8 protein-coding genes are annotated in these 12714 nt (G+C 66.8%); 1 reads left to right on the forward strand and 7 read right to left on the reverse strand.

Annotation, left to right across the window (positions count from 1 at the left end; all coding sequences use genetic code 11):
* Positions 1-60: 60 nt before the first annotated feature.
* The 6 genes from QZ546_RS06050 to QZ546_RS06075 all read right to left on the reverse strand — a co-directional run bounded on the left by QZ546_RS06050 (position 61) and on the right by QZ546_RS06075 (position 10447).
* On the reverse strand, positions 61-1368 hold the full coding sequence (locus tag QZ546_RS06050; protein ID WP_294235691.1) for a dienelactone hydrolase: 1308 nt from the start codon (positions 1366-1368) through the stop codon (positions 61-63).
* A complete protein-coding gene (locus QZ546_RS06055) occupies positions 1368-3668 on the reverse strand; it encodes a TonB-dependent receptor (RefSeq protein WP_294235692.1) in 2301 nt (766 codons plus the stop codon). The genes QZ546_RS06050 and QZ546_RS06055 overlap by 1 nt, the downstream gene beginning before the upstream one ends.
* Before the next feature lie 178 nt (positions 3669-3846).
* Positions 3847-6240 carry a TIM-barrel domain-containing protein gene (locus QZ546_RS06060; RefSeq protein ID WP_294235693.1) on the reverse strand — a complete coding sequence of 798 codons (2394 nt, stop codon included), beginning with the start codon at positions 6238-6240 and terminating at the stop codon, positions 3847-3849.
* Positions 6237-7508, reverse strand: a complete 1272-nt coding sequence (locus tag QZ546_RS06065; RefSeq protein WP_294235694.1) for an MFS transporter — start codon at positions 7506-7508, stop codon at positions 6237-6239. Before QZ546_RS06065 ends, QZ546_RS06060 begins: the two co-directional genes overlap by 4 nt.
* Before the next feature lie 126 nt (positions 7509-7634).
* Entirely contained in the window at positions 7635-9209 is a 1575-nt protein-coding gene (locus QZ546_RS06070; RefSeq protein WP_294235695.1) for a glycoside hydrolase family 43 protein, read from the reverse strand.
* Positions 9206-10447 (reverse strand): MFS transporter, encoded by a 1242-nt coding sequence (locus tag QZ546_RS06075; RefSeq protein ID WP_294235696.1) that lies wholly within the window; start codon positions 10445-10447, stop codon positions 9206-9208. Before QZ546_RS06075 ends, QZ546_RS06070 begins: the two co-directional genes overlap by 4 nt.
* Before the next feature lie 143 nt (positions 10448-10590).
* On the opposite strand from QZ546_RS06075, the gene QZ546_RS06080 reads away from it, so the two are divergent.
* Complete coding sequence (locus tag QZ546_RS06080; protein WP_294235697.1) at positions 10591-11595, forward strand: LacI family DNA-binding transcriptional regulator; 1005 nt, start codon at positions 10591-10593, stop codon at positions 11593-11595.
* 146 nt (positions 11596-11741) lie between these two features.
* On the opposite strand, the gene QZ546_RS06085 is transcribed toward QZ546_RS06080, so the two are convergent.
* Positions 11742-12713 (reverse strand): glycoside hydrolase family 43 protein, encoded by a 972-nt coding sequence (locus tag QZ546_RS06085; RefSeq protein WP_294235698.1) that lies wholly within the window; start codon positions 12711-12713, stop codon positions 11742-11744.
* Position 12714 lies beyond the last annotated feature (1 nt).

The raw sequence follows: 12714 nt of genomic DNA on the forward strand, positions 1-12714 counted from the left end.
TGTTTAGCCGGTTCTAACCCATTCCTGCGCAGCGGCCAGTCGATCGGGCCGCGTCCCGCCTCAGGGCGCCGGTCTATATTCGAACGTCATGCCGACCGCGCGGCCGGGCTGAAAGCCCTTCCAAACGGTCGAGGCGGGCGGGCCCGGGCTGTATTGCGCCACCCGGCCGACCGGCACGTTCGGCCAACGGCCCGCATCGGACTGCACCTCCAGGCCGTTCAGATAGGCGTCCTTCGCGGTCTCGCCCTTCACATAGCGGTCGAGAAAGGCCGTGATGAAATGCGTCTGGATGGGCAGCAAGCGATCCTTGCGCCAGACGGCGTCCTCGAACCAGTCCATGTCCCAGAAACGCTGACGCATGGCGGGCGGCGCACCAACCAGCGCGATGCTGTGCCCGGCCTGGGCGAAGGTCAGCAGATAGCGCGGCGCGGAAGCAGGTGCGGTGAACAGCGCACGCACCGCGTCATGGCCGACCACCCGGTCATGGTCGCCGACCACGATCAGGGTCGGCGCGTTCACCGCGCCCACACCCTGCCCGGTCCAGATCGGGACCTCGCCGAACCGCGCGGCGGGGGCGAGCGCGACGATCGCCTTCACGCCCGGCACCGACAGGTCCCCACTCCGCGCAGCCCCGGCCGCATAGGCGCCAAGGATGCCACGGCTCAATCCGGCTATGGCAGGGTTGAGCGGCGCGCCCCCGACGGTCAACACGCCGTAGCCGCCCATCGAATAGCCGATCAGTGCCGTTCGGGCCGGATCGGCGGCAGCGAGGATGCCGTCCTGCGCGGTCGCCCGCTTCTGCGCTTCCCGTGCGACAAAGGCGATGTCGAGCGGCCGCCGGGCGATCGGCCCTGCCCTGGCGGCGTCGGTACGGATGCTGATCGGCGGATCGCGAAAGGCCGGGGCGACGACCACATAGCCCTTGCTCGCCAGGTTCTCGCCCAGCCAGGACAGGACCTCCGGCGTGTTGCCGTAACCATGGGCGAGGATGACGAGCGGAAACCGCCCCGTCGCCACGGGCCGGTCAGCCGAAGCCAGCCCCGGCAGGTCGAAGGGCACGTCCCGCCCGTCTTCGCCGGACAGGGCGGTGTGATAGGTGATGCCGGGCCCGGCAGACGCCGCCGGATACCAGATGACCAGCGGCAAATGCCGGTCGACGATGGCGGGCCGATCGCGGCCCTGCAACGGATCGGCCTGCCCCGGCTGGACGAACTCGGTCCGCATCACGCCGACGGGATAGCGGCCCAGCTGCGCCAGCTCGGGCGCGTCGACGGGCGGACGGGCGGGTGCCCCCTCCCCCACGCCCTGTCCCTGCGCGGCGGCGACAGCGGCCAGGACCGCGACCGCCCCCAGCACCGCGCGCCGCATCAGAAGTTGAAGCCCAGCCGGAGCCCGCCATAGCGGCGGAAATCACGCGGCAGCACCGCCTGCGTCGCGATATTGCCGCCGAAATTGCCCGCCGTATTCACCAACGACCCATAATATTGCTTGTCGAACAGGTTGTTGACGAAGGCGACCAATTCCCAACGGCGATCCTCCTGCCGGACGCCCAGACCGACATTCACGATGCTAAAGGCGGGCTGGAAGGTCTGGGGATCGCGCGCCTGAAAATACAGGCTGCTCTGATATTGCCAGTTCACCTGCGCCACACCGCGCAGATCCTGGGTCAGGCGCGGCGAATAGTCGAGATTGGCGTTGAACTTCCACTTGGGCGCCTGAATCGCGGTCGTACCGGTCAGGTTCTGGCTGGCGGGCGAGCCGGTGCAGCCTTGCGCCGCAGTCTGCAACGGATAGCATTGCGCGACGTCGAACTGGGCATATTTGGCGTCCAGATAGGTCGCCGCCCCGCCCAGGTTGAAGCTGTCGCTGAACCGCATCGACCCTTCGAACTCGATGCCCTTGGTGGTCAGGCGGCCGACATTGGTCAGGCGATAGTTGGATGTGCCGTCCGCCAGCGTCTCGATGGTCTGGGCCTGAAGGTCGCGGTAGCTGGTGTCGAAGAAGGTGACGTTCGCGGTCAGGCGGCGGTCGAGGAACTGGCTGCGAATGCCCAGTTCCTTGTCGCGCGACCGCTCGGGCTTGATCGGCCCGGCCAGCGCACGGTTGCGGTTGAACCCGGTGGTCAGGTCATAGGTCTGGCCCTTATACCCCGTCGCATAGGTGATGAAGGCGTTGACCGTCGGGCTGAAATCATAGCGCAGCGTGCCGCGATAGGTGCCCGCCGTGTCGCTGGCATGGCCCGCAAAGGACGTGCCCGCCAGATTGTCGCGGAAGGTATAGGCGACCCGCTCATTCTGCACGCGCCCGCCGCCGGTGAAGGTCAGGTCGGGCACGATCGTCCAGTCGACTTGCGCGAAGGCCGCGACCTGTCGCGACTGCGAGGTCGCATACCAGTTGGCGAGCGAGAAATAGGGCCCGCGCTGGAACGGACGGTTGAACTTCACATTCGCACCGTAGAGGCCGACCGTATAGCGGAACGGCTGGTCGGCATCGGACTGCAGCCGGACCTCCTCGGTCACCTGCTCGGAGTTGAACACGCCGATCTGGGTGTTGTTGCCCAGATTGCCCGGCGCCGACGTATCGTCATGGTCGAGATAGTCGTTCAGGTGGAACCGGTCATAGGAACTGATCGTGACCAGGTTCAGCTTGCCGAGGCCGAACTCGCCGCGGATATAGCCGCCGCCGCCCTCATATTTGGTGCGTGAGTCGTAATTGTTGCTGATGTCCTGATTGTCGGGGCCGACGACCACGCCCGGCAGCACGACCGAGGGGGTCAGCCCGGCGGTCCCGCGCAGACGGGCATTGGCTCCGAAGGCCAGAAAGGGGCGCCCCACGGTCGTGTTGCCGTTGACATAATTGCCCGCGATGGTCAGCGAGGCCGTGTCGGTCGGCTCCCAGCGCAGCTTGCCGCGCAGGTTCAGCGTCTCGCGACCATTGACCCGCTTGTTGTTGAACAGGTTGCGGATGTTGCCATCCCACTTGTTATAGGCAGCCGAGACGACATAGCCGAGCTGATCGTTGATAGGGCCGGAAACGCTGAAGTTGACGCCGCCTTCGCGATCGGTCGTCGCCACCGCATTCGCACGGACGCGAAGCTCCGAGGTCGGGTTGCGGGTGATGAGGTTGACCAGACCGGCCGAGGCCGACTTGCCGTAAAGCGTGCTCTGCGGCCCGCGCAGCACCTCGATCCGCTCGACATCGGGCAGGTCGGTGAAGGCGCGCGCCTGGAACGCCAGCGGCACTTCGTCGACCAGCACCGCGACGCTCGATTCCACGCCGATGCCGAAGGCGAAGGTGCCGACGCCGCGCAGCGAAATGTTGGAGTTCTGCGGCTGCTCGGCCGGGCGGACGACCAGCGATGACGAGACCTTGCCGATATCGGTGAAGTTGCGGACACCGGCGGCGGCCAGCTGCGCGGGGGCTACGACCGACACGGCGAGCGGCACGCGCTGCACATTCTCGGCCCGCTTGTTGGCGGTTACGATGATCTCGCCTGCGCTCACGGGCTCGGGCGCGATGGCCGAGGTCGGGCCACCGGGGGCGCCCTGGCTATCCTGGGTCAGCTTGGCCTGATCGGCGGGTGCCGGAGCAACCTCCTGCGCCGAAGCCTGGCCTGCGGCAGCCAGCGACACGATCAGCGCGGTCGCAGCCACGGTGGAACGCAGCATCTTCATAATCCCCTCCTTTGCAGCCGGTCTTGGCCGGTCTTGCTTCGTCAGGAATTCAGCATACCAAATGGTCTTACCAATGCAATGGGGTTGTTTGACCGTAATGATGGGAAGCGTGAAACGGGCGGGACTGCGACATTCCGGCATCAGCAGCCCCGCCCCGTGCAGGCGAAAAGCCTTATAAAGTCAGGGTGACGCCCCGCCTCCCCTCATGCATCACCGCCTCGCCGGAGCCGTCATTCACGATGAGCGTGCGTTCATCGCCCGGCGGCAGGAGCAGGGTGATAGACAGGGTGTTCGATCCGCTTGCCGACTCGCGAGCGACAGTCAGTACGACCCGTTCCGCATCGGCCTCACCAGCGATACGCCACCGATCGGCGGGGCCCGCTCCATCGCCCTGATCGTCCATCCCACTCCAGGCGACCAGGCCGATCGCGGGCGGGAACACCCAGAGGCCGCGCTTCAGGGGCTCGGGACGCCAGCCGCCCTTGGCCAGATCGACCAGCATTGCGGAGCCGGCCCGTGCGATCAGCGGCGGCGGCGCGTCCAGCGGCACGTCCAGCCGCACGGTCGCCCCACCCGCCCAGCGCGCGCCGGTCCACACATCGACCCAGTCGCAACCGACCGGCAACCGGACCATGCGGTGCCGCGCGCCTTCCTCCATCACCGGCGCCGCTAACATGTCGGGCCCCAGCATATGCTCGTCGCCTTCGACCCAGGCTTGGGGATCGTGCGGGAAGTCGAGCCAGAGGGGCCGCACCATCGGCTCATAATCGCCATGATAGCAATGCAGCAGGTCGTAGAAGAAGGGGATCAACGTCTGGCGCAGCGCCATCAGCCGATGGATGGCGGGCAGCACCTCCGGATACATCCAGGGCTCGTTGACCGTGCGGTCGTCGTTCCAGCTGTGGATGCTGAAGCGCGGCATCAGCACGCCCGCCTGCACCCAGCGGACCAGCAATTCGGGCGACGGCGCCGGGCCGGAGAAGCCGCCCACGTCATGCCCGCTGTTCGATACGCCCGACAGCGCCAGCCCGATCGACTGGCGCGCATTGTAGCGGATCGTCTTCCACTCGGTCCGATTGTCGCCCGACCAGGTCTGGGCATAGCGGTGCAGCCCCGCCATGCCCGCGCGGGTGACGACATAGGGCCGCGTTTCGGGCCGCTTGGCGATCTGGGCCTGGCGGGACGCGCGGGTCATCAGGATCGGCTGGACCGGACGCATCTCGGCGGCGGGGCGGGCCTGACCAAAGCCATCGACCATCGCGCGACGGTCCCACAGCTCATATTCGTTATTGTCGTTCCACGTCGCCTCGATGCCGTGGTCGAGCAGCGCCGACGTCACCTGATCGCGCCACCAGGCCGCCGCTTCGGGCCGGGTCATGTCGATATAGCTGCCGACCTCGTCCCAGAACTGCGCCTCGACCGGCTGGCCGTCCTCATCCGCTACGAACAGTCCGGCCTCCGCCACCTCGTCATAGCGCGGATGGCTGCGCAGCAGCGCGGGCTTGATATTGGGCACCAGCCGCACGCCCGCCTCGGCATAGGATGCCACGAAGGCGGCGGGATCGGGAAACTTGTCGCGGTTCCAGTGGAAGACGTACCGCTTGTCCCCGATCGAGGTATAGCCCGACGACAGGTGGAAGGACGTGCAGCCCAGATCGTGCCGCTCGCACAGCGCCAGGAACCCCGCCATCTGCGCCGCCGCATCGGGCGCATCGGTATAGGTCATGGTCGAGCCCGAATAGCCCAGCGTCCAGCGCGGCATCAGCGCGGGGCGCCCGGTCAGCCAGGTGAAGCGCCGCGTCACCGCCCGCGGATCGGGGCCTGCGATGATCCAGCGATCGACGTCTCCGGCCTCGGCCACGACATGGCGGTAGAGGCCGTGATAATTGTCCAGCTCCTGCCCCAGGTCGAAGGTGACATCGGCGACCGTGTCGTAAAATTCGCCGTGGCAGCGGCCTTGTGCATCCGCGACCAGCAGATAGGGGATCGACTTGTAGAGCGGGTCACTCGTTTCCGCATCGAAGCCCATCGGATCGACATTGGTCAGCCGGAAACGCCGTCCTGCCCGGTTCGTGTCGCCGGTCCGGTCGCCCAGGCCATAGAAGCGCTCGCCGGACACCCGCGCGGCATAATGATGCGCACGCCCGTCCCACCAGCCGAAATCATAGGCCTGGGTCGGGCGATCCTGGGTGATGACGTGCCAGCCCTGCTCCCCGTGCTGCTCCCAGCGACAATGCAGGCCTTCGAGCGTGACGCTCACGCGCAGCCGATCGGTGGCGACGGTCAGGACACCGTCGGTCTCCTCGCAGGCGAAGTCCGGGCAGGCGAAACCCGCCACGTCCATCCGGTCGCGACCGGGCTCGGCAATGTCCTCCGCACCCGGTGCGATGGCCCAGCTGGGCGGGCTGGTCACGCGCCCCTCGGCCAACAGCAGCAGGCGCATGACGTCTTCCTCCGGCACGAACAGATGCGCGACCGCGCCGGTATCGGCGGTCAGGGTGACGCGCCCGCGCACACGCTCGGTCAGGCTGAAACGCGGCGGCTGGGACAGGGTGGCGCGCCTCATCGGCCGGGCTCCTCGGAATGGGGGGTTATGGTGAAGGGGGTCAGCTTGCGGATGAACAGGACCAGCACCGCCGCACCGACCAGGTCGAACACCGCCAGGACGGCGAACAGCGGCGCGTAACCGACCGTGTCGGCCAGCTGGCCGATCAGCAGCGAAAAGAGCAGGCCGCCGATCCATCCCGCCTGGCCGATAAAGCCGTTGGCGGTGCCGACCTCGGCCGGCGCGAACACGTCCGACGACAGGGTGTTGATCAGTCCCGAGATCATCTGGTGCGCGAAGCCGCCAATGCAGAACAGCGCGATCCCCACGTACGGACTGGCTGCCAGCCCGATGCACCCCGGCGCGATCATCAGCACCGCGCCCAGCGCCACGCCAGCCACGCGCGAGGGGATGAGCGACACGCCCCGCTTCATCAGCCAGGGCGACAGATAGCCGCCCAGGATGCCGCCGACATCGGCCGCCAGGAAGGGCAGCCAGGCGAAGAGCGCGATCTGCTTCAGGTCCATGCCGCGCTCGCTGGCGAGGTAGAGGGGGATCCAGAAGCTGAAGGTCTGCCAGGCGGGCTCGGCCAGGAAACGCGGCACCGCGATGACCCAGAAGCGGGACGTGCGCAGGATGTCCTTGGCCTTGGCGCGCTTGACCGGGCCTTTCGGCTTTTCGACCGCGATCATCGCCTTTTCCTCGGGCGTGATCGCGGGGTGATCGTCGGGCGAGCGATAGAAGATGTACCAGGCGGCGGCCCAGAAGATGCCGACGCCGCCTGTCACGAGGAAGGCGGTGCGCCAATCGGCCCAGAGCGCGACCGCCACCACCACCGGCGGCGCGATCAAGGCGCCCAGCGAGGTCCCCGCGTTGAACCAGCCGACCGCGACCGAACGCTCACGCGCCGGGAACCACTCCGCCACCGCCTTGATGCCCGACGGGATCGCCGCCGACTCGAACAGGCCCAGCACGCCGCGGAAAAAGGCCAGGCTCAGCCAGCCGATGGCCAGCGCATGGAGCATGTTCGCCGCCGACCAGGCCAGACCGAACAGCGCGAACCCCGCGCGCAGGCCGAACCGGTCGATGAACGCGCCCGCCACCGGCTGCATGATGGTATAGGCGAGCTGGAAGGCGCCGACGACATAGCTGTATTGCTGCGTCGACATGTGAAGCGCGGTCTTCAGTTCCGGCGCCAGCACGCCCAACGAGTTGCGCGCCAGATAATTGGCGATCGTCCCCGCACAGATCAGTGCCACGATCCACCAACGCAGATTGCGTATCCGCAAAGCCCGTCACTCCCCTCACCCGTCAGGCGATCATCGTCGCCGGTATCGGTGGGAGCTTAACGCGGTTAAAACGGGCTGTCCATATTGGTCTGGCCAATCATCGTGACCAGACCTGTGTGAGGCGCGCTATTCGGAGTAATGGAAGAAGCGGAAGTCGGCCGGGTGGCCGGTGCCGCTCATATCCTGACACGCCATACCAACAAAAGTCCCGGTGAAATTGGGCAATCCGGCCAGCGTCGCCTCGTCCGAGAGGATACTTGCATCGAAGCGCTCGGGCAGCCATGTCCAATCAGCGTCCCCCTCCGCGCGCCAGGCGAAACGCAACGCCGCGTGATCGACCGAGGCGCGCAGTTCGACCGGCCCGGCGGGCAGCGCCATCGTCGCGGCGATCAGGCTCTGCCCCTCGCCGATCGGCAGGACGGAGAGGACCTGGATCAGGCGCTCGCCCGCATCCCCGGCGGTGATGTGCAGGAAATGATATTTGGTGCTGTTATAATAACAGACGAGCCCTGCCGCCTGCTGGAAATGGGCGGGCTCGAAATCGACCTGCGTGCGGGCGTCATAGGCAAAGCCCGTCTGACGACGCGCGACCAGCGCCTGCTCGAAATGGCTGCCGATCGTCTCGCGTCCGAACAGGCGGAGATGGCCCGGCCGCTCGGTCAGGCTGAACAGGCGCTTGGGCCGGGGCGTACGCAGCCACTGAAAGGCGGGCGGCAGGTCCGGCCCGTCGAACCGGTCGAGCGCATTGACGGGCGCGGGTGGAGGGCCAACCGGCGTCGGCTCGGCACGACGGAGCCAGCCGTCCGCGCCCCACACCATGCGCTGGATCGCCGTCTCGCGGCCCAGCACGCAGCGGTCGCTGCCGGGCAAGGGACGACCGCAGAGATAGGCCATCCAGGTCTCCCCCTCCGGCGTCTCGACCAGGTCGCCATGTCCGGTCCGTTGCAGCGGCGCGTCGGGCGTGTCGCGGGCGGTCAGGACCGGGCCGTCGGGATGGACCTCATAGGGACCGAACACATCGCGCGAGCGCGCCATCACCACGGCATGGCCACGCTCGGTCCCCCCCTCCGCGACCAGCAGGTGATACCAGCCGTCCCGCTTGTAGAGATGCGGCCCCTCGGTAAAGCCCAGCGATGTGCCCTCGAAGATCCGCCTGCGCTCGCCCAGCAGGCGGCCAGTGGTCAGGTCGATCTCCTGGATGACGATCCCGGCAAAGCGCTTGCGGTCGGGCCGATGATCCCACAGCATGTTGAGCAGCCAGCTGCGCCCGTCCTCGTCATGGAACAGCGCGGGATCGAAGCCGCTGCTGTTCAGATGGACCGCATCGCTCCACGCGCCGTCGATCCGGTCGCACGAGACCCAGTAATTGTGGAAGTCCCGCAGCGACGCGCCCTTGGCGCCGTCGACCGTGGTGCGGCCATAGCGCTTCACATCGGTGAAGATCAGGTGGAAGCGTCCATTCTTGTAGCTCAGGTCCGGCGCCCAGACGCCGCAGCCATCGGGATTACCGCACATGTCGAGCTGGCTGGCGCGGTTCAGCGGCCGGGCGACCAGCGTCCAGTTCACCAAGTCGCGGCTATGATGGATCTGGACGCCCGGATACCATTCGAAGGTCGAGGTCGCGATATAATAGTCCTCGCCCACCCGGACGATCGACGGGTCGGGATTGAAGCCACGCAATATGGGATTGGTCGGGGTCATGCGGGTTTGCGCACCAGGGTCCAGAGGAGAGCCGCGCCGGCCAGATCGAGCAGGCCGAGCAGGATGAAAAAGGGCTGATAACCAACCTGGTCGACGAGCGAACCAAGGGTGAGCGTGAAGAGCAATACGCCCAGATTGGCCGCCGTCCCCGACACGCCGGTCGCGGTCGCGACCTGATCCTGCGGGAACAGGTCGGAGCATAAGGTGATGACCGTCACCGACAGCGTCTGATGCGCGAACCCGCCCAGGCATAGCAGCGCGACGGCGGCGACCGGACTGTCGACGCTGCCGACGAACATCATGCCGGTCATCAATACCGCGCCGAGCGTGAAAGCCCCGCGCCGCGCGTCGATCAGGTTGATCCCGCGCCGCTGCAGAAAGGCGACGACGGCTGGCCCGAACAGGCAGCCCAGGTCGGCGGCAAGGAAAGGCAGCCAGGCGAACAGCGCGATCTGGGTCAGGTCGAAATGCCGCGCCTTGACCAGATAGAGCGGCATCCACAGCGACAGCATCCCCCATACCGGATCGGCCAGGAAGCGCGCCGCCGCGATCGCCCAGAGGTTGCGCCGCCGCAGCAACTCACCGAGCGGCGGGCGGCGGCGATGCCGGGCAAGCGCGGCCTCCTGCCCCTCGACGATCAGCGTGCGCTCGCGACCCGACAGCGCCCGGTGCCGCGCTGGCGGGGCGTACCAGAACAGCCAGGCCAGGACCCAGAGCAGCCCAAGCCCGCCCGCGACGAAAAAGGCCGCACGCCAGCTATGGTAGAACACCGCCCAGGCGACCAGAGGCGGGGCGAACACCGCGCCGAGGGACGCGCCGATCTGGTACACACCGCCCGCCACGCCGCGTTCGCGCGCGGGGAACCACTCGGCGACGACTTTCATGCCCGCAGGCTGGGCCGATCCCTCGACCAGCCCCAACGCACCGCGCAGGCCTGCAAAGCCCAGCCAGCCGCTCGCGAATCCATGGCCGAGCGTGATCAGCGACCAGACCGCAACGAACAGCGAAAAGCCGATCTTCAACCCGATCAGGTCGAGCAGATAGCCCGCCACCGGCTGGAACATGATCCCGAACTGAAAGGCGCCGGTGATCCAACTATATTGTTCCGAACTGATATGCTGTTCGGTCATGATCGCGGGCGCGGCGACGCCCAATATGCTGCGCGTCAGATAGTTGATGACCATGGCGACGACGAACAGGGCGATGATCGTCCATCGAATATAGGGGAAGCCCTTCACGCCCGGTCCTTCCATGGGGTCGGCATTCGTCGTTGACCTTTCGCCCCGTGACGGGGCACGGCGATGCCCGAGCACCGGCATAGAGGATGCGCCGGTGACGGGACAGGATAGCCTTGACAAACACTCGACGGCGCCCACGCGGCGTGACCATCATCGACGTGGCCAAGGAGGCCGGGGTTTCGCCCATGACCGTGTCGCGCGTGATCAACGGCGATCCGGGCGTGCGCGACGAGGTGCGCGGCCATGTCCGCGAGGTCATAAAAAGGCTGAACTACACGCCCAACCTGATGGCCCGCAGCCTGGTCACGTCGAGCGAGATCCGCATCGGCGTCATCTATTCCAATCCCAGCGCCGCCTTCATGAGCGAGTTGCTGGTGGGCGTGTTCGAGGAAGCCTCGACCCGCGCGGCCCAACTCTTCCTGCTGAAGGGCGAACAGGGGCGCCCGCCGACGCGCGAGGCGATCCAGGGTCTGATCGACCAGCGTATCGCCGGCCTGATCCTGGCGCCGCCACTGGGCGAATCTGCCTTCGTCCGCGAGATCGCGCGCGGGGCCGGGCTGCCCATGGCGGTGATCGGCGGCACCGCGCCCGACGCCCTGTGCGTCTGGATCGACAATGATCGCGCGGCCTATGACATGACCCGTCATCTGATCGGCCTGGGCCATCGACGCATCGGCTTCGTCCATGGCAATCCCGACCAGTCGGCCAGCATCGCGCGCCTGGCGGGCTTTCGCCGGGCGGTCGCGGAAGAGGATGGCCTGGACATCCGGATCGTGCCCGGCGACTTCAGCTATGCCTCGGGCCTGACGGCGGGCGAGACGCTGCTGGACGGCGAGCGCCCACCGACCGCGATCTTCGCGAGCAACGACGATATGGCCGCCGCGATCGTCTCGGTCGCGCATCGGCGCCATCTGGACGTACCGGCCGACCTGACCGTGGTCGGCTTCGACGACAGCACGGCGGCGACGACGCTGTGGCCGCCGCTGACCACCATTCATCAGCCCGTCCGCGAACTGGCGACGACCGCGCTTCAGATGCTGATCCAGGAGATCCGTGGTGGTGCGCCAAAGGGTGATGGCCAGCCACGCGTCACCGTGCTCGACCATCGGTTGATCGAACGCGACTCCACCGCGCCGCCGCGCCGCTGAGTAACTTTCCCCACCCCGGCGAAGGCCGGGGTCCAGTTGCAACGAGGCAATTGAAGCACTGACCAATTGTCCAGGCTCCCTTTCCAGACGCACAGCAGCTGGGCCCCGGCCTTCGCCGGGGTGGACGGATGGTAAGATGTCCACCTCTACCGCGCCGGTGCCGTCACACCGGCTTTGGTCTGCACGACCGGCTTCATCGTCCCGTCGGGATTATAGTATAGCCGCTCCACCGTCACCGCCCGCCGTCCGATCGAACCGCTCTGGTCGCCGATCGCCAGCGTGGCGTTATGCAGGAACAGATACGACTTGCCCTTGAAGTCGGCGATGCCCGGATGGATGGTGAAGCTGTACTTGCCCGAACCGGTCAGCAACCCACGATAGGTCCAGGGCCCCTTGGGCGACGGCGCGGTGGCATAGGAGACATGCTCGTCCCGCTGCGTCGAGCGGTCGAGCGAGGCATAGGTCAGGTAATAGAGCTTGCCCCGCTTGTGCAGCCAAGGCCCCTCCTCGAAATGCGGGGGCGTGATCTCGGTGATCGGGCCGTCGATCTCGATCATGTTGGGCTTCAGCTTCGCGATATAGCATTGCCGGTTGCCCCAGGCGATCCAGGTCGTGCCGTCATCGTCGGTCATCACGGTCGGATCGATATCCTCCCAGCTATGCGTGCCCTTGGGCGTCATCTGGTTGGTGATGAGCGCGGAGCCCTTGGCATCGACGAACGGGCCGGTCGGCTTGTCCGAGACGGCGACCGCGATCGCCTTGCCGGGATGGGTGTCGTCATGCTCGACCGCGGCATAGAACCAGTATTTACCGTTCTTGTAGATCGCCTGGCTGGCCCAGGCGTCCTTCTTCGCCCATTTGAAGTCGCGCACGTTCATGATCGGCCCATGCGGCGTCCAGTGGCGCATGTCGGTGGTCGAATAGACAAGCCACTCCTTCATGTTGAACATCTCGTCCCGCTGCGCCTCGTCATGCCCGACATAGAGGTACAGCCGGTCGCCCACGACCAGCGGCGCGGGGTCGGCGGTGAACCGATCGCGGATGATCGGGTTGGAACCCGGCCGATCGGCCGCGAGCGACATCCCCGAGGACGCCAGCAACAGGAGGGATGCGATCATC

This window comes from uncultured Sphingomonas sp. (assembly GCF_913062585.1).
In the GTDB taxonomy this organism is placed as follows: domain Bacteria; phylum Pseudomonadota; class Alphaproteobacteria; order Sphingomonadales; family Sphingomonadaceae; genus Sphingomonas.